Origin of the sequence: Enterobacter sp. ZOR0014, assembly GCF_000798855.1 — a bacterium.
GTDB lineage: Bacteria > Pseudomonadota > Gammaproteobacteria > Enterobacterales > Enterobacteriaceae > Enterobacter > Enterobacter kobei.
Map to the genome: position 1 here is coordinate 1 of NZ_JTLF01000403.1, position 22,067 is coordinate 22,067.

The 22,067-nt window shown below is 56.2% G+C and carries 18 protein-coding genes; 15 read left to right on the forward strand and 3 right to left on the reverse strand.

Going from position 1 to position 22,067, the window contains the following annotated elements:
- Positions 1-26: 26 nt before the first annotated feature.
- The 8 genes from ihfB (at position 27) to L977_RS22515 (ending at position 8,832) form a co-directional block, all read left to right on the forward strand.
- Positions 27-314 carry an integration host factor subunit beta gene (gene ihfB / locus L977_RS22480; protein WP_008499965.1) on the forward strand — a complete coding sequence of 96 codons (288 nt, stop codon included), beginning with the start codon at positions 27-29 and terminating at the stop codon, positions 312-314.
- A gap of 213 nt (positions 315-527) precedes the next feature.
- Positions 528-2,792, forward strand: a complete 2,265-nt coding sequence (locus L977_RS22485) for a ComEC family protein (protein ID WP_047626972.1) — start codon at positions 528-530, stop codon at positions 2,790-2,792.
- Positions 2,793-2,828: 36 nt separating this feature from the next.
- Positions 2,829-4,577: a lipid A ABC transporter ATP-binding protein/permease MsbA gene (msbA, locus tag L977_RS22490; protein WP_047626973.1), complete on the forward strand. Its 1,749-nt coding sequence runs from the start codon at positions 2,829-2,831 to the stop codon at positions 4,575-4,577.
- On the forward strand, positions 4,574-5,551 hold the full coding sequence (gene lpxK / locus L977_RS22495) for a tetraacyldisaccharide 4'-kinase (protein ID WP_047626974.1): 978 nt from the start codon (positions 4,574-4,576) through the stop codon (positions 5,549-5,551). The genes msbA and lpxK overlap by 4 nt, the downstream gene beginning before the upstream one ends.
- A gap of 44 nt (positions 5,552-5,595) precedes the next feature.
- On the forward strand, positions 5,596-6,825 hold the full coding sequence (locus L977_RS22500; protein ID WP_047626975.1) for a winged helix-turn-helix domain-containing protein: 1,230 nt from the start codon (positions 5,596-5,598) through the stop codon (positions 6,823-6,825).
- Between the two features lie 45 nt (positions 6,826-6,870).
- Positions 6,871-7,053: a protein YcaR gene (gene ycaR / locus L977_RS22505; protein ID WP_006174474.1), complete on the forward strand. Its 183-nt coding sequence runs from the start codon at positions 6,871-6,873 to the stop codon at positions 7,051-7,053.
- On the forward strand, positions 7,050-7,796 hold the full coding sequence (gene kdsB / locus L977_RS22510) for a 3-deoxy-manno-octulosonate cytidylyltransferase (RefSeq protein WP_014883223.1): 747 nt from the start codon (positions 7,050-7,052) through the stop codon (positions 7,794-7,796). Before ycaR ends, kdsB begins: the two co-directional genes overlap by 4 nt.
- A 142-nt stretch (positions 7,797-7,938) precedes the next feature.
- A complete protein-coding gene (locus L977_RS22515) occupies positions 7,939-8,832 on the forward strand; it encodes a YcbJ family phosphotransferase (protein WP_045268529.1) in 894 nt (297 codons plus the stop codon).
- Here the strand turns inward: L977_RS22515 and elyC are convergent.
- The gene (elyC, locus tag L977_RS22520) at positions 8,809-9,588 is read right to left on the reverse strand and encodes an envelope biogenesis factor ElyC (RefSeq protein WP_045268528.1); all 780 of its coding nucleotides are present in this window, start codon (positions 9,586-9,588) and stop codon (positions 8,809-8,811) included. The genes L977_RS22515 and elyC overlap by 24 nt on opposite strands.
- A gap of 124 nt (positions 9,589-9,712) precedes the next feature.
- Between elyC and cmoM the strand changes: the two genes are divergently transcribed.
- From cmoM to L977_RS22555, 7 genes are all read left to right on the forward strand, one after another.
- Positions 9,713-10,492 carry a tRNA uridine 5-oxyacetic acid(34) methyltransferase CmoM gene (gene cmoM, locus L977_RS22525; protein WP_014883226.1) on the forward strand — a complete coding sequence of 260 codons (780 nt, stop codon included), beginning with the start codon at positions 9,713-9,715 and terminating at the stop codon, positions 10,490-10,492.
- Between the two features lie 3 nt (positions 10,493-10,495).
- On the forward strand, positions 10,496-11,818 hold the full coding sequence (gene mukF / locus L977_RS22530) for a chromosome partition protein MukF (protein WP_014883227.1): 1,323 nt from the start codon (positions 10,496-10,498) through the stop codon (positions 11,816-11,818).
- Positions 11,799-12,503: a chromosome partition protein MukE gene (gene mukE / locus L977_RS22535; RefSeq protein WP_008499954.1), complete on the forward strand. Its 705-nt coding sequence runs from the start codon at positions 11,799-11,801 to the stop codon at positions 12,501-12,503. Before mukF ends, mukE begins: the two co-directional genes overlap by 20 nt.
- Complete coding sequence (gene mukB / locus L977_RS22540) at positions 12,503-16,954, forward strand: chromosome partition protein MukB (protein WP_047626976.1); 4,452 nt, start codon at positions 12,503-12,505, stop codon at positions 16,952-16,954. The genes mukE and mukB overlap by 1 nt, the downstream gene beginning before the upstream one ends.
- A 178-nt stretch (positions 16,955-17,132) precedes the next feature.
- The gene (ldtD, locus tag L977_RS22545; protein WP_014883229.1) at positions 17,133-18,956 is read left to right on the forward strand and encodes a L,D-transpeptidase; all 1,824 of its coding nucleotides are present in this window, start codon (positions 17,133-17,135) and stop codon (positions 18,954-18,956) included.
- Positions 18,957-19,131: 175 nt separating this feature from the next.
- Entirely contained in the window at positions 19,132-19,683 is a 552-nt protein-coding gene (locus tag L977_RS22550; protein ID WP_014883230.1) for a YcbK family protein, read from the forward strand.
- Between the two features lie 20 nt (positions 19,684-19,703).
- Positions 19,704-20,351: an MBL fold metallo-hydrolase gene (locus tag L977_RS22555; protein WP_047027823.1), complete on the forward strand. Its 648-nt coding sequence runs from the start codon at positions 19,704-19,706 to the stop codon at positions 20,349-20,351.
- A 52-nt stretch (positions 20,352-20,403) separates the two neighbouring features.
- Here L977_RS22555 and aspC read toward each other — a convergent pair whose 3' ends face one another.
- Positions 20,404-21,594: an aspartate transaminase gene (gene aspC, locus L977_RS22560; RefSeq protein ID WP_014883232.1), complete on the reverse strand. Its 1,191-nt coding sequence runs from the start codon at positions 21,592-21,594 to the stop codon at positions 20,404-20,406.
- 184 nt (positions 21,595-21,778) lie between these two features.
- The coding region (locus L977_RS22565) for a porin (protein ID WP_047626977.1) at positions 21,779-22,067 on the reverse strand (289 nt) is incomplete at its 5' end.

Genomic DNA, 22,067 nt, shown 5'->3' on the forward strand with positions numbered 1-22,067 from the left:
GAACATTGAAAGGAACCGGAGGAATCATGACCAAGTCAGAATTGATTGAAAGACTTGCCAGTCAGCAACCGCATATCCCTGCCAAGGCAGTGGAAGATGCCGTAAAAGAGATGCTGGAGCATATGGCCTCCACTCTTGCCCAGGGCGAGCGCATTGAAATCCGCGGTTTCGGTAGTTTTTCTCTGCACTATCGTGCTCCACGCACCGGGCGTAACCCGAAAACGGGTGATAAAGTCGAGCTGGAAGGTAAGTACGTTCCACACTTTAAACCGGGTAAAGAACTGCGCGATCGCGCCAATATTTACGGCAACTGAGTTTAGCCAGTCGGTTAAACTGGGTTCGAAAGAAAGCACCTGCGGGTGCTTTTTTTGTTCCTGTCGTTTTCTTCTGGAAGGCATCCCACATTTCCCGCTGCGTTTTCTGCAACCTGTTAAAAACCTTGCTGCGCTTGCTGTAAATCCTATTCTTCACAACTGACGAGCCGCATCACCCACGAGCATACTGCCCCCTGAAACAGGGAGGTAGCAATGGGAATTCCCGCTTTATGTATCTGCGCCATTCTGGCGATAGCCCCGTTACTCTGGTTACCTGAACTGCCATCACGCGATACCGTCTGGATAATGCTGGCGGGCGGGGTGGTTCTGGGCACATGCCAAAACGTGCGCCTGAAGTATGTGGGGATCGCGCTGTTATTTTGCGCGTGGGGCCTTCTGGCCGCGCAGGAGAGCGTCTGGCCGATGCAGCATTTAACCACGGGAGCCGTGCAGGCCGAGGTAGAGATCACCGCCACTGATGGTGCAACTCAGCATCAGGGAAAAATACGCACCGTAAACGGCCGGCGCTGGTGGCCGTCCACCGGCGTAACGCTGTATGGCAATTATTTGCCACAGAGAGCATGTGCTGGCCAGCGCTGGGCGATGATGCTCAGGCTAAAACCTGCACACGGCGAGCTGAACGACGGAGGCTACGATCCTCAACGCAGCGCCATTGCCCGACACCAAACGCTGAGCGGGCGCTTCACCCATGCGGAACTTGTTGATGGACACTGCAGCCTGCGAGCGCAATACCTGATGTCGCTGCAAAACCGACTTTCTGATTATCGCTGGGGAGCGGTTATCCTCGGGCTGGGGATGGGAGAGCGTCTGGATGTCCCCCGAGAAATAAAAGACCTGATGCGTGAAACCGGCACACTGCATTTGATGGCGATTTCGGGCCTGCATATCACGCTGGCGGCATCCCTCGTCTGGTTACTCGCGCGTGCGATCCAGTTTATATTCCCCAGCCACCGGGTCCACTGGCAAATGCCACTCCTGGCCGGGTTGTTCTTCGCCGCTTTCTACGCCTGGCTTACCGGTCTGCAACCTCCTGCGCTACGAACGGTCATCGCACTTGCCGTGCTGGCGGCGCTGCGAATCGGTTCCCGCCAATGGTCACCGTGGCAGGTATGGTGTTGCTGTGTCGCGGCGATCCTGATAAGCGATCCCTTAGCCATACTTTCTGAGAGCCTGCTCCTGTCCGCATTTGCCGTCGCGGCGCTGATTTTCTGGTTTCAGTGGCTGCCTCTTCCTCGCTGGCAGTGGGCCCGACGCATACGGCCACTACTTAATCTGATCTATCTGCAGGTCGGCATGCTGGTGTTGCTCATGCCGTTACAGGTGCTGATTTTCCACGGCTTCAGTATCTCCTCTCTGGTCGCCAATCTCTTTGCCGTGCCGATAGTGACGTTTGTCAGCGTACCGCTGATTTTACTCGGTATGTTGCTCCATTTGTTTCCGCTGGGGGGAATGGAAAGTGCCATCTGGTTTGCAGCCGATAAGTCCCTTGCCGGGCTGTTCTGGCTACTGATGCGCTTGCCAGACGGCTGGCAGAGTGTGGATCAACGCTGGCAGTACATGACGCTACTGCCCTGGCTTATCATCATCGGCTGGCGTTTGCGAGCCTGGAAAACCGTTCCAGCCGTGTGTCTGGCTGGGAGTCTATTGCTGGCATTTCCCCTCTGGCGAACGGCTAAAAGTGATGCCTGGACGCTACATATGCTGGATGTGGGGCAGGGGCTGGCCATGGTCATCGAACGGCAGGGAAAAGCGATTCTCTATGATACCGGGCTCGCCTGGCCAGGGGGAGATAGCGCACAGCGGTTAATTATCCCCTGGCTGCGCTGGCACCATCTGCGGCCAGATGGCGTGATTCTCAGCCATGAACATCTTGACCATGCAGGAGGCCTCGCATCGCTGCAAAAAGCATGGCCGGAGATGTGGGTAAGAAGTCCATTACGTCTGGCGGGGCATCGGCCCTGCTTTCGTGGGCAGAGCTGGAGATGGCAGGGATTAACCTTCACCGTCCACTGGCCCCTGGAAAATGACCCGGCTCGGGGAAACAACCGCTCCTGCGTGGTGAAAGTGGACGATGGTGAGCAGAGTATACTGCTGACGGGAGACATTGAAGCGCCAGCAGAACAGGCTATGCTTAGCCATTACTGGCAACATCTGACGTCGACGTTAATCCAGGTTCCCCATCATGGCAGCAATACCTCATCGTCATTGGCGCTGGTACAACGGGTGGAGGGAAACATTGCGCTGGATTCAGCAGCCCGCTATAACGCCTGGCGGTTTCCGTCGGCGAATGTGGTCCGACGTTATCGAAAAGAGGGGTATATCTGGCAAGATACCCCCCATTCCGGGCAAATATCGGTGACATTCTCGCAACATCGCTGGCAAATCCGGCGCTTGCGGGATCAATTTTTACCACGTTGGTATCATCAGTGGTTTGGCGCGCCCGTAGATAACGGGTAGAATATGCGGCTATTTCAACAAATGCTGGTTTTTTGAATGCATAACGACAAAGATCTCTCCACGTGGCAAACCTTCCGCCGACTCTGGCCGATGATTGCACCTTTTAAAGCAGGCTTGATCGTGGCGGGTGTAGCGTTAATCCTCAACGCAGCCAGCGATACTTTTATGTTATCGCTCCTTAAACCGTTACTGGACGACGGTTTTGGTAAAACGGATCGCTCAGTGTTGCTATGGATGCCGCTGGTGGTTATCGGGCTGATGATCTTACGTGGTATCACCAGCTATATCTCCAGCTACTGCATCTCCTGGGTATCCGGGAAAGTGGTTATGACCATGCGCCGTCGTCTGTTCAGCCACATGATGGGCATGCCGGTCTCATTCTTTGACAAGCAGTCTACGGGGACACTGCTGTCCCGTATTACCTACGATTCAGAGCAGGTTGCATCCTCCTCCTCAAGCGCGTTGATTACCGTCGTGCGTGAAGGGGCGTCGATCATCGGCCTGTTTATCATGATGTTCTATTACAGCTGGCAGCTGTCGCTCATCCTGATCGTTTTGGCTCCGGTTGTCTCCATTGCCATCCGCGTTGTGTCCAAGCGTTTCCGCAATATCAGTAAAAATATGCAGAATACGATGGGGCAGGTAACAACCAGCGCCGAACAGATGCTGAAAGGACACAAAGAGGTGTTAATTTTCGGTGGCCAGGACGTCGAAACCAAACGCTTTGACAAAGTCAGCAACAAAATGCGTCTGCAGGGGATGAAAATGGTCTCGGCCTCTTCCATCTCTGACCCGATCATTCAGCTGATTGCCTCGCTGGCGCTGGCGTTTGTCCTTTATGCGGCAAGCTTCCAAAGCGTGATGGAGACGCTGACGGCGGGTACCATCACCGTGGTCTTCTCCTCGATGATCGCCCTGATGCGTCCCCTGAAATCTCTGACTAACGTGAATGCCCAGTTCCAGCGCGGGATGGCGGCTTGTCAGACATTGTTCAGCATTCTGGATTCCGAGCAGGAAAAAGACGAAGGTACACGCGAGATTGAGCGCGCCCGTGGCGATGTTGAATTCCACAACGTGACCTTCACCTATCCGGGCCGCGATACGCCCGCTCTGCGCAATATCAACCTGACGATTCCGGCGGGTAAAACGGTGGCGCTGGTAGGCCGTTCTGGCTCCGGTAAATCCACCATTGCCAGCCTCATCACCCGTTTCTACGATATCAACGAAGGTGAAATTCTCCTGGACGGTCACGACCTGCGGGAGTACACCCTGCAGTCGCTGCGTAACCAGGTTGCGCTGGTTTCTCAGAACGTGCATCTGTTTAACGATACGGTCGCCAACAACATCGCTTATGCGCGCACTGACGAGTACAGCCGCGAGCAGATCGAGAATGCCGCACGCATGGCCTATGCGATGGACTTTATCAACAAGATGGATAACGGTCTGGATACCATCATTGGTGAAAATGGCGTGCTCCTGTCCGGTGGTCAGCGTCAGCGTATTGCGATTGCGCGCGCGCTGCTGCGTGACAGCCCAATCCTGATTCTGGATGAAGCGACGTCCGCACTGGATACCGAATCTGAACGCGCTATTCAGTCGGCGCTGGACGAACTGCAAAAGAACCGTACCTCACTGGTGATTGCACACCGTCTGTCGACTATCGAGCAGGCGGATGAGATCGTGGTGGTTGAGGATGGCGTCATTGTTGAACGCGGAAGCCACGCAGCTTTGCTGGAACACCGCGGCGTATACGCCCAGCTTCATAAGATGCAGTTCGGCGAATGATTGCACGCATCTGGTCCGGTGAATCCCCGCTGTGGCTGCTGCTTTTGCCGCTCTCCTGGCTTTACGGCCTGGTGAGCGGCATCATTCGTCTGCTTTACCGTCTGGGGATCAAGCGGGCCTGGCGTGCGCCAGTGCCGGTTGTGGTTGTGGGCAATCTTACGGCGGGCGGCAACGGTAAAACGCCGGTGGTGATCTGGCTCGTGGAACAGCTGCAAAGACGCGGTATCCGCCCGGGTGTGGTCTCGCGTGGGTATGGCGGTAAAGCGGCGCAGTACCCACTGCTGCTGGCAGAGAAAACCACCACTGCCGAAGCGGGTGATGAACCGGTATTGATTTTCCAGCGTACTGGCGCGCCGGTGGCAGTCTCCCCGGTTCGCAGCGACGCCGTGCAGGCGCTGCTTGCCGAACACGCGGTACAAATTATCATCACTGACGATGGTCTGCAGCATTACGCGCTGGCGCGTGATAAAGAGATTGTGGTCATCGACGGGGTTCGCCGTTTCGGTAACGGATGGTGGCTGCCAGCCGGCCCTATGCGTGAACGCGCTTCACGTCTGAAGTCCGTTGATGCGGTGATTGTAAACGGTGGTGAGGCAAAAGCGGGTGAAATCCCTATGCACCTGTTGCCGGGACTGGCGGTAAACCTGGTGACAGGTGAACGCCAGGCGGTTGCTGAGCTGCCTTCGCTGGTGGCAATGGCAGGGATTGGTCATCCTCCGCGCTTCTTCGCAACGCTTGAGCAGTGTGGTGCCAGGCTTGAAAAACGCATTCCACTGGCTGACCATCAGGCGCTGGTGGCAGAGCAGGTTGATGCGCTCACGGCGTCGGGACAGACGCTCATTATGACCGAAAAAGATGCGGTGAAATGCCGTGCCTTTGCGAAAGAAAACTGGTGGTATCTGCCGGTTGACGCTGAACTCAGCGGCGAGCAGCCGGAACACTTGCTCAAGGAACTGATTGCGTTAGTGCAGTGAGGGCTTACGCGGTTCTGGTGGCGCTTTGACTGACAGGAAAACGCATGTCTTTACCGCAACTCTCGCTTACAGCTGCACGTCATTTACACCTCGCCGCGCAGGGGCTGCTCAAAAAGCCCCGTCGCCGCGCACAGCCTGCCGATATCCTCTCTGCCATCCAGCGCATGTCGCTGCTGCAAATCGACACCATTAATATTGTTGCCCGTAGCCCTTACCTGGTGCTGTTCAGCCGCCTGGGCCACTATCCCTCTCACTGGCTGGATGAGGCGCTCAGCAAAGGGGATCTCATGGAGTACTGGGCGCACGAAGCCTGTTTCCTGCCCCGCAGCGATTTTGCCCTGGTGCGTCACCGCATGCTTGCCCCAGAAAAGATGGGCTGGAAATACCGACAGGCGTGGATGCAGGAGCACGCGGCCGAAATAGAGCAACTGATCAGCCATATTCAGGAAAAGGGACCAGTGCGTTCCGCTGATTTTGAACATCCGCGAAAAGGCTCAAGCGGCTGGTGGGAGTGGAAACCGCACAAACGTCATCTTGAAGGGTTATTCACCTCCGGCCAGGTCATGGTGATTGAACGGCGTAATTTTCAGCGCGTCTATGACCTGACCCAGCGCGTGATGCCACACTGGGACGACGAACGTGACCTGCTTACCCAGGAGGCTGCCGAGGCCATCATGCTGGAAAACAGCGCCCGCAGCCTGGGCATTTTCCGGCCGCAATGGCTGGCAGATTATTACCGCCTGCGCCAGCCCGCGCTGAAGCCGCTGCTGGAGATGTGGCAACGCGAACAGCGCGTCATTCCCGTCACGGTAGAAACGCTGGGCGAGATGTGGCTGCATGCGGATCTCCTTCCTTTGCTGCCCCAGGCGCTGGACGGAAAGCTCCAGGCAACCCACAGTGCAGTGTTGTCGCCTTTCGACCCGGTGGTCTGGGACCGAAAACGCGCCGAACAGTTGTTCGATTTCAGCTACCGGCTGGAGTGTTATACCCCGGCACCAAAGCGTCAGTACGGCTATTTTGTTTTACCCCTGCTGCATAAGGGGCGGCTGGTCGGGCGCATGGATGCCAAAATGCACCGCAAAACCGGCACGCTTGAAGTCATTGCGCTCTATCTGGAAGAGGGGGTCAGGGTGACGGCGAGTCTGGAGAAGGGCTTAACGTCCGCCATTAGCGAGTTCGCCCTCTGGCAGGGGGCTCGCGACGTCACGCTGGGACGCGTTCCCGAAGGGTTATTTATATCCTGTCGAAGTGGCTGGGAAACAGACACGCCCTGAAAAAGGAATGTGTTAAGCTTTAGCGATTACCCATACGGAGGAACTATGGATCACCGTTTACTTGAAATTATTGCCTGCCCGGTGTGCAACGGCAAACTCTACTACAGCCAGGACAAACAGGAGCTGATTTGCAAGCTGGACAGTCTGGCTTTCCCGCTGCGTGACGGCATTCCGGTGTTGCTGGAAAACGAAGCCCGTTCCCTGGTGGCAGAAGAGAGCAAACCATGAGTTTTGTTGTCATTATTCCTGCTCGTTATGCCTCAACGCGTCTGCCGGGTAAACCGCTGGTGGATATCAACGGCAAGCCAATGATTGTGCACGTCCTTGAACGCGCCCGTGAATCCGGTGCCGATCGCGTGATTGTTGCCACCGATCATCCGGACGTCGCCCGTGCGGTTGAAGCCGCAGGCGGTGAAGTGTGCATGACCCGCGTCGATCACCAGTCCGGCACCGAGCGTCTCGCCGAAGTCGTTGAGAAATGTGGTTTCAGCGATGATACCGTCATTGTGAACGTGCAGGGCGACGAGCCGATGATCCCGGCCGTTATTATCCGTCAGGTGGCAGAAAACCTGGCGCAGCGTCAGGTGGGTATGGCGACGCTAGCTGTGCCTGTTCACCACGCTGAAGAGGCATTTAACCCGAATGCGGTGAAAGTGGTGATGGATGCCGAAGGCTATGCGCTCTATTTCTCCCGCGCCACCATTCCATGGGATCGCGACCGCTTTGCGCTCTCGAAAGAGACCATCGGGGATTCCTTCCTGCGCCATCTGGGGATTTACGGCTATCGCGCCGGTTTCATTCGCCGCTATGTCACCTGGGCACCCAGCCCGCTGGAGCATATCGAAATGCTGGAGCAGCTTCGTGTGCTCTGGTATGGCGAGAAAATTCACGTTGCTGTTGCCAAAGAAGTACCAGGAACGGGCGTTGATACGCCGGAAGATCTTGAGCGCGTTCGCGCCGAATTACGTTAATACCGTCTGCATCCCTCCTTTCGGAGGGATGTCCTCTCGCCACAATTTTCGCTTTTCTTTTCCCTGATTGATCTCTACCGGGTGACATCTTCATTCTGCGCGCTCATTATAAAAGCAGTAGCATTAATGGGGGTAATCTCATATGGAACAGCTGCGTGCCGAACTTAGCCATCTGCTGGGTGAGAAATTAAGCCGGGTCGAGTGTGTGAGTGAAAAGGCCGATACCGCGCTCTGGTCGTTGTATGACAGTCAGGGAAACCCAATGCCGCTGATGGCGCGAAGTTTCACGTCGCCGGGTGTTGCCAGGCAGCTCGCCTGGAAAATGTCGATGCTGGCGCGGGAGGGTACCGTCCGAATGCCGACCGTGTACGGCGTCATGACGCACGAGGAACACCCCGGCCCCGATGTCCTGTTGATAGAGCGTTTACGCGGCGTGCCTGTTGAAGCACCCGCGCGCACGCCGGAACGCTGGGAGCAGCTGAAAGACCAGATTGTCGAGGCGCTGCTGGCCTGGCATCGCCAGGATAGCCGTGGGCTCGTGGGGCCGGTCGACAGCACCCAGGAGAACCTGTGGCCGCTGTGGTATCGCCAGCGGGTGGAAGTACTGTGGGGAACGCTCAACCAGTTTAATAACACCGGTTTGACCATGCAGGACAAACGTATTCTTTTTCGCACTCGTGAGTGCTTGCCAGCGCTGTTCGACGGTTTTAATGATAACTGCGTGCTGATCCACGGCAATTTTACCCTGCGGAGTATGCTGAAAGACTCCCGCAGCGATCAGCTGCTGGCGATGTTAGGGCCTGGGATAATGCTGTGGGCCCCACGTGAATATGAGTTGTTCAGGCTCAGCGACAGCGGGGCGGCAGAAGGGTTACTGTGGCACTACCTTCAGCGTGCGCCCGTTGCCGAAGCGTTTATCTGGCGGCGCTGGTTGTACCTGCTCTGGGATGAAGTCGCGCAACTGGTCAATACCGGGCGTTTCAATCGCGCAAACTTCGATCTCGCGGCTAAGTCACTCTTGCCCTGGCTCGCCTGAGGAACCCTTCAGCCACTGCCAGAGGCGGCCGAGCGTCTCATAGCCGACGCGATCGCTATGCATCAGCCACATCGGGGAGGGGATCACGCGTTCCCATGGGTTAAGTGGCGCATTGATGGCCATCTGGTTTGCCGGTGCGGGAAGCGGGTGCAGGCCCTGCTTTTCAAAGAAAATCATCGCCCGTGGCAGGTGTGAGGCGGAGGTGACCAGCAGGAATGGAACATCGCCAATCGCCTGCTTCACCGCAGCGGCTTCTTCTTCGGTATCTTTTGGACTGTCCAGAGTGATGATAGCGGAACGCGGTACGCCGAGGGATTCCGCAACTCTGGCACCCGCTTCAGCCGTACTCACCGGGTTCGTTTTTGCTGCGGCGCCGGTGAAGATCATTTTTGATCCCGGATTCGCCAGCCACAGGCGAATCCCTTCGTTTAGCCGTGGCAGGCTGTTGTTGATCAGATTCGAGCTGGGGGCCCAGTCAGGATCCCAGGTATACCCACCGCCCAGCACCACGATGTATTCCACTTTCTGATTTCCCTGCCATGTCGGGTACTTATCTTCAATGGGGCGTAACAGGCCATCCGCGACCGGCTGCAGGCTCAGCAGCAGTAAGACAAGCCAGCCGAACGTGATGAGCGTTTTGCCACTTTTCTGAAAGCGGCTGAACCACACCAGCGCCAGCCCCAGCGCGATGATGATGAGCAGCAGCGGAAGGGGAAGCATCATCCCTCCAATGTATTTCTTAAGGGTAAAAAGCATCCTTTTTGGTTCCTTTTTTGACCATACAGCAGGTGATTACCGGTGATATTACACCAGAGAGGTTCATTCTCCGCGCGGGTGTGACAAAATAGCGGTTTTGCAGTTAGCGAGTGGAACTCTCCCAATGCGGGATCGCAATTTTGATGACATCGCGGAAAAGTTTTCGCGCAACATTTATGGCACCACAAAGGGGCAGCTCCGTCAGACGATCCTCTGGCAGGATCTGGACACCATTCTGGCCACTTTTGGCGACCAGACGTTGCGCGTGCTGGACGCCGGTGGTGGCGAAGGACAAACGGCGATAAAAATGGCCGAGCGCGGTCATCACGTCACGCTTTGCGATCTTTCGGCTGAAATGGTCGCCCGCGCGACGCGTGCTGCAGATGAGAAAGGTGTGAGCGACAACATGCATTTTATACAATGCGCCGCTCAGGACATCGCACAGCATTTGGAAACCCAGGTTGATCTGATATTGTTTCATGCGGTGCTGGAGTGGGTGGCCGATCCGCAAAGCGTGTTACAAACCCTGTGGTCGATGTTGCGCCCGGGCGGCACGCTGTCGCTGATGTTCTACAATGCTAACGGCTTCCTGATGCACAACATGGTTGCAGGTAACTTTGACTATGTGCAGGTCGGGATGCCTAAAAAGAAAAAGCGCACGCTTTCCCCGGACTATCCGCGCGATCCGCAGCAGGTTTACGGCTGGCTGGAAGAGATTGGCTGGCAGATTGTCGGGAAAACGGGCGTCAGGGTGTTTCATGATTATCTGCGTGAAAAACACAAACAGCGTGACTGTTTTGACACCTTAACAGAATTAGAAACGCGGTATTGCCGTCAGGAGCCATTTGTCAGCCTTGGCCGCTATATTCACGTCACCGCGCACAAGCCGCAGATGCAAGGATAACCTATGAGTGAATTTTCCCAGACAGTCCCCGAACTGGTTGCCTGGGCCAGGAAAAACGATTTCTCCATCTCGCTGCCGGTAGACAGACTCTCTTTCCTGCTGGCGGTTGCCACGCTAAACGGCGAACGGCTGGATGGCGAAATGAGCGAGGGTGAACTGGTGGATGCGTTCCGCCATGTCAGTGATGCGTTTGAGCAAACCAGCGAAACCATTAGCGTGCGTGCCAACAACGCAATCAACGATATGGTACGTCAACGTCTGCTGAACCGCTTTACCAGCGAGCAGGCGGAAGGAAACGCCATCTATCGCCTGACGCCGTTGGGTATCGGCATCACCGATTACTACATTCGCCAGCGCGAATTTTCCACGCTGCGTCTTTCCATGCAGCTCTCGATCGTGGCGGGTGAGCTTAAGCGTGCCGCCGATGCTGCAGATGAAAACGGTGATGAATTCCACTGGCACCGCAACGTTTACGCGCCGCTGAAATATTCGGTGGCCGAGATTTTCGACAGCATCGATCTTACCCAGCGTTTGATGGACGAACAGCAGCAGCAGGTCAAAGACGACATCGCGCAGCTGCTGAATAAAGACTGGCGTGCGGCCATCTCCAGCTGCGAACTTTTACTGTCAGAAACCTCCGGTACGCTGCGTGAACTGCAGGATACGCTGGAGGCGGCAGGGGATAAGCTGCAGGCCAACCTGCTGCGCATCCAGGACGCGACGCTGGCGCATGACGATCTGCATTTTATCGACCGTCTGGTGTTCGATCTGCAGAGCAAGCTCGACCGCATCATTAGCTGGGGACAGCAGTCGATCGACCTGTGGATCGGCTACGACCGACACGTGCATAAGTTTATCCGCACCGCGATTGATATGGATAAAAACCGCGTCTTTGCTCAGCGTCTGCGCCAGTCGGTTCAGACCTACTTCGATGCGCCATGGGCGCTGACCTACGCCAATGCCGATCGTCTGCTGGATATGCGCGACGAAGAGATGGCCCTGCGCGATGAAGAGGTGACCGGTGAACTGCCGCCGGATCTGGAGTTTGAAGAATTCAACGAAATTCGTGAACAACTTGCGGCGATGATCGAAGAACAGCTCGCTGTCTACAAAACCAGACAAGCTCCGCTGGATCTTGGACTCGTGGTGCGCGACTATCTGGCGCAATATCCGCGCGCGCGCCACTTCGACGTTGCCCGCATTGTGGTAGACCAGGCGGTGCGCCTGGGTATCGCACAAGCAGATTTCACCGGACTGCCGCCGAAGTGGCAGCCAATTAACGATTACGGAGCCAAGGTACAGGCGCATGTCATTGACAAATATTGAACAAGTGATGCCGGTTAAGCTGGCACAGGCGCTGGCGAATCCGTTATTTCCGGCGCTGGACAGCCAGCTGCGTGCCGGTCGTCACATTGGCTTAGACGAGCTGGATAATCACGCCTTTTTGATGGACTTCCAGGAGTACCTGGAAGAGTTTTACGCCCGCTACAACGTGGAGCTGATTCGCGCGCCGGAAGGTTTTTTCTACCTGCGCCCGCGCTCCACGACGCTGATCCCGCGCTCCGTGCTCTCCGAGCTGGATATGATGGTCGGCAAAATTCTTTGCTATCTCTATCTCAGCCCGGAACGCCTGGCGAATGAAGGCATCTTCACCCAGCAGGAACTCTACGATGAGCTACTGACGCTGGCGGATGAGAGCAAGCTGCTCAAGCTGGTGAACAACCGTTCGACCGGATCGGATCTTGACCGTCAGAAATTACAGGAAAAGGTGCGCTCTTCCCTGAACCGTCTGCGTCGTCTGGGGATGGTCTGGTTTATGGGCCACGACAGCAGCAAATTCCGCATTACGGAATCAGTCTTCCGCTTCGGCGCCGATGTGCGTGCGGGGGATGACGCGCGTGAAGCGCAGCTTCGCATGATCCGTGACGGTGAAGCGATGCCGGTGGAAAACCATTTGCAGCTCAATGACGAGCATGAAGAGAATCTGCCGGATAGCGGGGAGGAAGAGTAATGATTGAACGCGGTAAATTTCGCTCACTAACGCTGATTAACTGGAACGGCTTCTTTGCCCGAACCTTCGATCTGGACGAGCTGGTCACGACGCTCTCCGGCGGTAACGGGGCGGGGAAATCCACCACCATGGCGGCGTTTGTGACGGCGCTGATCCCCGACCTGACGTTGCTTCACTTCCGTAACACCACTGAAGCAGGCGCGACAAGCGGCTCCCGCGATAAAGGTCTGCACGGTAAGCTGAAAGCGGGCGTCTGTTATTCCGTTCTGGACGTTATCAACTCTCGTCACCAGCGCGTGGTGGTGGGGGTTCGTTTGCAGCAGGTTGCCGGTCGCGACCGTAAAGTGGATATCAAACCGTTTGCTATCCAGGGGCTGCCAACCTCCGTGCAGCCGACCGCGCTGCTGACGGAAACCCTGAATGAACGCCAGGCGCGCGTGCTGACGTTACAGGAACTGAAAGACAAGCTCGAAGCCATTGAGGGCGTGCAGTTCAAGCAGTTCAACTCCATCACCGACTACCACTCCCTCATGTTCGATCTGGGCGTAGTGGCGCGTCGTCTGCGTACCGCTTCAGACCGTAGCAAATACTACCGTCTGATCGAAGCGTCCCTGTATGGCGGTATCTCCAGCGCCATTACCCGCTCCCTGCGCGACTACCTGTTGCCGGAAAACAGCGGCGTGCGTAAGGCGTTCCAGGATATGGAAGCGGCGCTGCGTGAAAACCGCATGACGCTGGAAGCGATTCGCGTGACCCAGTCAGACCGTGACCTGTTTAAACACCTGATCAGCGAAGCCACCAACTACGTGGCGGCGGACTACATGCGTCACGCCAATGAGCGCCGCGTCCATCTCGATCAGGCATTAGAATACCGCCGCGAACTGTTTACCTCCCGTAAACAGCTGGTGGCAGAGCAGTATAAGCACGTCGAAATGGCGCGCGAGCTGGGCGAGCACAACGGTGCTGAAGGCGATCTGGAAGCCGACTACCAGGCCGCCAGCGATCACCTGAACCTGGTGCAGACCGCGCTGCGCCAGCAGGAGAAAATCGAGCGCTACGAAGCGGATCTCGATGAGCTGCAAATTCGTCTCGAAGAGCAAAATGAAGTGGTGGCCGAAGCCGCCGAGATGCAGGAAGAGAACGAAGCCCGCGCCGAAGCCGCCGAGCTGGAAGTGGATGAGCTGAAAAGCCAGCTTGCTGATTACCAGCAGGCATTGGACGTGCAGCAGACGCGTGCGATTCAGTACACCCAGGCACTGCAGGCGTTACAGCGCGCGAAAGAGCTGTGCCATCTGTTTGACCTGACGCCGGAAAGCGCCGACGAGTGGCTGGATACCTTCCAGGCCAAAGAGCAGGAAGCCACCGAGAAACTGCTCTCTCTTGAACAGAAAATGAGCGTCGCGCAAACGGCGCACAGCCAGTTTGAACAAGCGTATCAGCTGGTGGTCGCCATTAATGGCCCGCTGGCGCGTAACGAAGCCTGGAACGTTGCCCGTGAACTGCTGCGCGACGGCGTCAACCAGCGCCATCTGGCCGAGCAGGTGCAGCCGCTGCGTATGCGCCTGAACGAACTGGAACAGCGCCTGCGTGAGCAGCAGGAAGCCGAGCGTTTGCTGGCTGAGTTCTGTAAGCGTCAGGGTAAACATTACGATTTCGACGAGCTTGAGGCGCTGCATCAGGAGCTGGAAGCGCGTATCGCTGCGCTTTCCGATACGGTCTCCAGCGCCAGTGAGCAGCGCATGACCCTGCGCCAGGAGCTGGAACAGCTTCAGTCCCGTTCTAAAAGGCTCCTGGAGCGCGCGCCGGTCTGGCTGGCGGCGCAAAGCAGCCTTAACCAGCTCAGCGAACAGTGCGGCGAACAGTTCGAATCCAGCCAGCAGGTGACCGAATACCTGCAACAGCTGCTGGAGCGTGAGCGCGAAGCCATTGTTGAGCGTGATGAAGTCGGCGCACGTAAGCGTGACGTCGATGAAGAAATTGAGCGCTTAAGCCAGCCGGGCGGGTCAGAAGATCCGCGCCTCAATGCCTTAGCCGAGCGTTTTGGTGGCGTACTGCTGTCTGAGATTTACGACGATGTCGGCCTGGACGATGCGCCATACTTCTCCGCATTGTACGGTCCATCCCGTAACGCGATTGTGGTGCCGGATCTGTCGCTGATTTCTGACCAACTCGCCGGGCTGGAAGATTGCCCGGAAGATCTCTATCTGATCGAAGGGGATCCGCAGTCGTTCGATGACAGCGTGTTTAGCGTTGACGAGCTGGAAAAAGCGGTGGTGGTGAAAATCGCTGACCGCCAGTGGCGTTACTCCCGCTTCCCGGAACTGCCGCTGTTTGGCCGTGCCGCGCGTGAAAGCCGTATTGAGAGCCTCCATGCCGAGCGTGAAACGCTGTCGGAACGTTTTGCGACCCTGTCGTTTGATGTACAGAAAACCCAGCGCCTGCATCAGGCATTCAGCCGCTTTATCGGTAGCCATCTGGGCGTGGCGTTTGAAGCCGACCCGGAAGCGGAAATCCGCAAACTCAATACCCGCCGCGGCGAGCTGGAACGCGCCATTGCCAGTCATGAAAGTGACAACCAGCAGAGTCGTGTCCAGTTTGAACAGGCGAAAGAGGGCGTCGCGGCCCTTAACCGCATCCTGCCGCGCCTCAACCTGCTGGCAGATGACACGCTGGCCGATCGCGTGGATGAGATCCAGGAACGTCTGGATGAAGCCCAGGAAGCCGCGCGTTTCGTGCAGCAGCACGGCAATCAGCTGGCGAAGCTGGAGCCCGTGGTGTCTGTCCTGCAGAGCGACCCGGAACAGTTCGAGCAGTTAAAAGAAGATTATGCCTGGTCGCAGCAGGTGCAGCGCGAAGCGCGTCAGCAGGCGTTTGCCCTGACGGAAGTCGTGCAGCGTCGCGCACACTTCGGCTATTCCGATTCGGCTGAAATGCTGAGCGGTAACAGCGACCTGAATGAAAAGCTGCGTCAACGTCTTGAGCAGGCAGAAGCGGAACGTACCCGAGCACGCGAAGCGATGCGCAGCCACTCCGCTCAGCTTAATCAGTACAACCAGGTGCTGGCCTCGCTGAAAAGCTCCTTCGACACCAAGAAAGAGCTGTTAAACGACCTGCAGAAAGAGTTGCAGGACATTGGCGTGCGTGCCGACAGCGGGGCGGAAGAGCGCGCCCGTCTTCGTCGTGATGAACTGCATAGCCAGCTCAGCAACAACCGTGCGCGTCGTAATCAGCTGGAAAAAGCGCTGACCTTCTGCGAAGCCGAAATGGATAACCTGACCCGTCGCCTGCGCAAGCTGGAACGCGACTATCACGAGATGCGCGAGCAGGTGGTGACGGCGAAAGCGGGCTGGTGTGCGGTCATGCGGATGGTGAAAGACAACAACGTGGAACGTCGCCTGCACCGTCGCGAACTGGCGTACCTCTCAGCCGATGAGCTGCGTTCAATGTCGGATAAGGCGTTGGGTGCGCTGCGCCTGGCGGTGGCGGATAATGAGCACCTGCGCGATGTGCTGCGCATGTCAGAAGATCCGAAACGTCCGGAGCGTAAAATTCAGTTCTTCGTGGCGGTTTATCAGCATCTGCGCGAGCGTATTCGTCAGGATATTATCCGTACCGACGATCCGGTCGAAGCCATCGAACAGATGGAAATTGAACTGGGGCGCCTGACGGAAGAGCTGACTTCCCGCGAGCAGAAGCTGGCTATCAGCTCCCGCAGCGTGGCGAATATTATTCGCAAGACCATTCAGCGTGAGCAGAACCGTATCCGCCAGCTGAACCAGGGTCTGCAGAGCGTGTCGTTTGGTCAGGTGAACAGCGTGCGTCTCAACGTCAACGTGCGTGAAGCCCACGCGACGCTGCTGGACGTGCTCTCTGAGCAGCACGAGCAGCACCAGGATCTGTTCAACAGCAACCGTCTGACCTTCTCTGAAGCGCTGGCGAAGCTGTACCAGCGTCTGAACCCGCAGATTGATATGGGTCAGCGCACGCCGCAAACCATCGGTGAAGAACTGCTGGATTACCGTAATTACCTGGAAATGGAAGTTGAGGTTAACCGTGGTTCAGACGGCTGGCTGCGTGCGGAATCCGGGGCGCTCTCTACCGGTGAAGCGATCGGTACCGGGATGTCCATTCTGGTGATGGTTGTACAGAGCTGGGAAGATGAAGCGCGCCGTCTGCGCGGTAAAGACATCTCTCCATGCCGCCTGCTGTTCCTGGATGAAGCGGCGCGTCTTGATGCCCGCTCTATTGCCACGCTGTTTGAGCTTTGCGAGCGTCTTGATATGCAGCTCATCATTGCGGCACCGGAAAACATCAGCCCTGAAAAAGGGACCACCTATAAACTGGTGCGTAAAGTGTTCCAGAACAGCGAACACGTTCATGTTGTCGGTTTGCGTGGTTTTGCGCCGCAGCCTCCGGAGTCATTGCCGGAAACCACGGCAGACGCTTCCTGAGGCGTTTTGTTACAAAGAGCGGCGCAAAAGCGCCGCTTTTTTTATTCACTTAACTTGTGCTTAGGGCTGCGTTATCTTTAAACTTCTTTACATAAGGTAAGGCAACAGGTTTGCCGTCTACCTATAATAAAAGAAAGCCCCACCGTGATGGGCATGTCGTGAAAACAGGGGGCAAGGGATGTTGCTAAAGAAAGAATGTGGTCGTCAGCTGTCTGCGCTGAGTTTATGCCTGGCAGTGATGTTTGCTCCACTGTTAACCGCCCAGGCCGACGAGCCTGAAATTGTGCCGACGGACAGCTCCGCAGCGACAGGCGCGCAGCCGACGTCATTGTCTCAGCCGCTGGAACAGTCTCCGGCGACCGCCGTCATGGCCGGCATTAAGCCGTTGCCGGAAGGCATTGATATCGAATCGCTTAGCCAGCAGCTCCTCTCAGGGTTGCCGTCAGGCTACACGCCCGCCTATATCAATCAGCTCACGCTGCTTTATGCTGCCCGGGACATGAAACCCATGTGGGAAGACCGTGATGCCGTGCGCGCGTTCCAGCAGCAGCTGGCAGAAGTGGCGATTGCGGGTTTTCAGCCGCAGTTTACGAAGTGGGTTGAGCTGTTAACCGATCCAGCCGTCACTGGCCAGGCGCGGGACGTGGTGCTTTCCGATGCCATGATGGGCTATCTGCAGTTTGTGGCGGGTATTCCGGTCAACGGCAACCGCTGGTTATATAGCGATAAGCCCTACAAGCTGGCGACGCCAGCGCTGTCGGTGATCAACCAGTGGCAGCTGGCGCTGGATAATGGCGATCTGCCGCGCTTTATTGCCAGTCTCGCCCCGGCGCACCCGCAGTATGCCACCCTGCATGAGTCGCTCCTCGCGCTGGTGGGCGACTCGCGTCCCTGGCCGCAAATGCGGGGTACCGCGACGCTGCGTCCAGGCCAGTGGAGCAGCGATGTTCCTGCTCTGCGCGAAATCCTGAAACGCTCCGGTATTCTTGAGGGCGGGCCGAAGATTGCCCTGCCGGGCGACGATCCGCAAAGCGCGGTCGTGAGCCCGTCAGCGCCGGTGAAAGAGAAGAAGGCCGCTCTCCTGAGCGATAAACCTGCGGCATACGATCGCGAACTGGTTGCTGCGGTTAAGCAATTCCAGGCTGCGCAGGGGCTGGGTGCCGACGGGGTAATAGGCCCGTCAACGCGCGACTGGCTTAACGTCTCTCCTGCGCAGCGGGCAGGGGTCCTGGCACTGAATATTCAGCGTTTGCGTCTGCTGCCGGGCACCTTGTCCACAGGCATTATGGTGAATATTCCGGCCTATTCCCTGGTCTATTATCAGGATGGCAGCGAAAAACTGGCCTCGCGCGTCATTGTCGGGCGTCCGGATCGTAAAACACCGATGATGAGCAGCGCGTTAAATAACGTGGTGGTTAACCCACCGTGGAACGTGCCGCCGACGCTGGCACGTAAAGACATTCTGCCAAAGGTCTGGAACGATCCGGGTTATCTGGAACGTCATGGCTATACGGTGATGCGCGGCTGGAACAGTAAAGAGGCGATTGATCCTTATATGGTCGACTGGTCGACGATTACGGCTTCCAACCTGCCGTTCCGCTTCCAGCAGGCTCCCGGGGCGCATAACTCCCTGGGGCGTTACAAATTCAATATGCCGAGTTCAGATGCTATCTATCTGCACGATACGCCGAACCACAACTTGTTCCAGAAAGATACCCGCGCCCTCAGTTCAGGCTGCGTGCGCGTAAACAAAGCCTCGGAGCTGGCCAATATGCTGTTGCAGGATGCGGGCTGGAACGATACGCGTATTTCTGACGCCCTGAAACAGGGGGATACGCGCTACGTGAATATTCGACACAACATTCCGGTCAATCTTTACTATCTGACGGCGTTTGTGGGTGAAGACGGGCGCACTCAGTATCGTACAGATATTTACAATTATGATCTCACTGCGCGATCCGGCGCACAAATTTTGCCAAAAGCGGAACAATTAATCAGGTAAATGAAGTAGTTCGGGAAAAATGATTGTCGTAAGTTATGGTGAATAGGGGGCGATATCGCTGTAAGCCGCGTATTCACTGGTGTTGGGCGCCTTGACGTACCCCGTTTTGCCAGTTAAGGTGCCCTTCGTGCGCTAAGCATACTTACGATTTCATTGACCTGTAGACCTGATTATCATGGACAAATTTGACGCTAATCGCCGCAAACTGCTGGCGTTAGGTGGTGTTGCGCTTGGCGCAGCGGCCATCTTGCCGACGCCAGCATTTGCCACCCTCTCGACACCTCGTCCGCGAGTTTTAACGCTCAACAATCTTCATACCGGTGAGTCGCTAAAAGCGGAGTTTTTCGATGGCAGAGGCTATATTCAGGATGAATTAGCAAGACTCAACCATTTTTTCCGTGATTTCCGCGCGAATAAAGTAAAAGCCATCGACCCAGGATTGTTTGATCAGTTGTTCCGCCTTCAGGGCCTGCTGGGCACCAGGAAGCCCGTGCAGCTCATTTCTGGTTATCGCTCACTGGATACCAATAATGAACTACGCGCCCATAGCCGTGGGGTAGCAAAAAAAAGCTATCACACGAAGGGACAGGCAATGGATTTCCATATTGAAGGCGTTTCGTTAGCCAATATTCGCAAAGCTGCGTTATCTATGCGCGCAGGTGGTGTAGGATATTACCCCAGCAGCAACTTTGTGCATATTGATACCGGTCCGGTCCGGCACTGGTAATAACGAAACACAGGAGCAGTATGAACTATCGTATTATTCCGGTTACCGCGTTCTCCCAGAACTGTTCATTGATCTGGTGCGAGCAAACCAAACTGGCCGCGCTTGTTGATCCCGGCGGTGACGCCGAGAAAATCAAGCAGGACGTCGCCGACAGCGGTGTGACGCTGATGCAGATTTTACTGACGCATGGTCATCTCGATCATGTTGGCGCAGCGGCAGAGCTGGCACAGCATTTTGGTGTGCCGATCATCGGTCCGGAAAAAGAAGATGAGTTCTGGCTGCAGGGGTTACCTGCCCAAAGCCGCATGTTTGGCCTTGATGAGTGTCAGCCTCTGACGCCCGATCGCTGGCTGAACGAAGGAGAGCGCGTTAACGTAGGGAATGTGACTTTACAGGTGTTGCATTGTCCTGGGCATACGCCAGGCCATATCGTCTTCTTTGATGACCAGTCTCGTCTGCTGATTTCGGGAGACGTGATTTTCAAAGGCGGCGTAGGACGCAGCGATTTTCCGCGCGGCGATCACGGGCAGCTGATTCAGTCGATCAAACAGAAGTTATTGCCGCTGGGCGATGACGTGACGTTTATCCCTGGACACGGTCCGATGTCGACGCTGGGCTATGAACGGCTCCATAATCCGTTCCTTCAGGATGAAATGCCTGTCTGGTAAACCTGGTTAAATAAAAAAGCCTGCTGAACGCAGGCTTTTTTGTGGGCGTAAATTACAGTACGGCGACAATCGCTTCGCACAGAGGCGCCATGTTGTCAGGCGTCATCCCTGCCACGTTCACGCGACCGGAAGCCACGGCGTATACGCCAAACTCTTCACGCAGACGCAGAACCTGCTCTTTGGTCAGGCCGCTGAAAGAGAACATGCCGTTCTGTTTGATGATGAAGCTGAAGTCACGGTCTGCGCCTTTCTCGGCCAGAGTATTAACAAACAGCAGACGCATACGCTGGATACGCTGGCGCATATCGTTCAGCTCTTGTTCCCAGATCGCGCGCAGCGCATCGTTGCTGAGAATTGTTGCAACAACGGACGCACCGTGTGCCGGTGGGTTAGAGTAGTTCGCGCGGATAACCGATTTCATCTGGCTGAAGGCACGATCGACGGTTTCGTCGTTAGCCGCAACCAGCGTACAGGCACCTACGCGCTCATTGTACAGACCGAAGTTCTTGGAGTAGGAGCTGGCAACGATCAATTCCTGGTGCACGGCTGCAAAAGCGCGCAGGCCTTCTGCATCTTCTTCCAGTCCACGGGCGAAGCCCTGATAGGCGAAGTCAAACAGCGGCAGCCAGCCTTTCTCTACGGAGAGTTTAGCCAGCTGTTCCCACTGCTCAAGCGTCGGGTCGATACCGGTTGGGTTATGGCAGCAGCCGTGGAACAGCACCACATCACCCGCCTGCGCTTCGTTCAGGCTTGCCAGCAGGCCATCAAAGTCGAGAGCATGGTTTGCCGCATCGTAGTATGCATATTCGCGCACTTCCAGACCTGCAGAGTTAAAGACGCTCTTGTGGTTCGGCCAGCTTGGGTTGCTCACCCAGACACGCTTAACAGAGGTGTTTTTCGCAAGGAAATCCGCCGCCACACGCAGTGCGCCGGTACCGCCTGGGGTCTGTGCTGTACGCGCACGTTTGTCACTTACAATTGCGCTACCTTTACCGAACAGCAGCTCCTGCGTGCAGCGACCAAATTCAGGAATACCATCAATACCGAGGTAGTTTTTGGTGGTTTCATTTTCCAGCAGATACTGCTCAGCTTTCTTTACGCTGGTCAGTACCGGGGTTTTGCCGGTTTCATCTTTATATACACCAATACCCAGGTTGATTTTGCCAGGGCGGTCGTCGGCACGAAACAGATCGGCCAGGCCCAGAATTGGGTCGGCAGGAGCGGCGGTAATGTTCTCAAACATGACGAAGTTCCATTGTGATTACAGAAGTGAAATCCGCTATCAGGTTAACGGTAGATTTACAAAATGCCAACCGTTTGCGACGAAAAGCGTGCGGCTTTTCAAAAGTCGCCATTATTTTCTGTCAGGCATAAAAAAACAGGGCCGAAGCCCTGTTCATTAAGCATATAACAAAGTGGTGTTCTGATTAGAACTGGTAGGTTACACCCACAGCAGCCATATCGTCGTTGCCGTTCAGACCGCCAACCGCTTTCGCGTAGTCGGTGTCTTTGTCCAGCAGGTTGATGTAGTAGTCAGCCCACACGTTGAAGTTTTTGTTGAAGTAGTAAGTGGTACCCACCTGGATGAATTTAGCCAGGTCTGCATCGCCACCGCTGAAGCCGCCGACGGCAGCCAGGTCTTTACCTTTGGTCTGCACATAGGAGATGGCTGGACGCAGGCCGAAGTCGAACTGGTACTGAGCAACCACTTCGAAG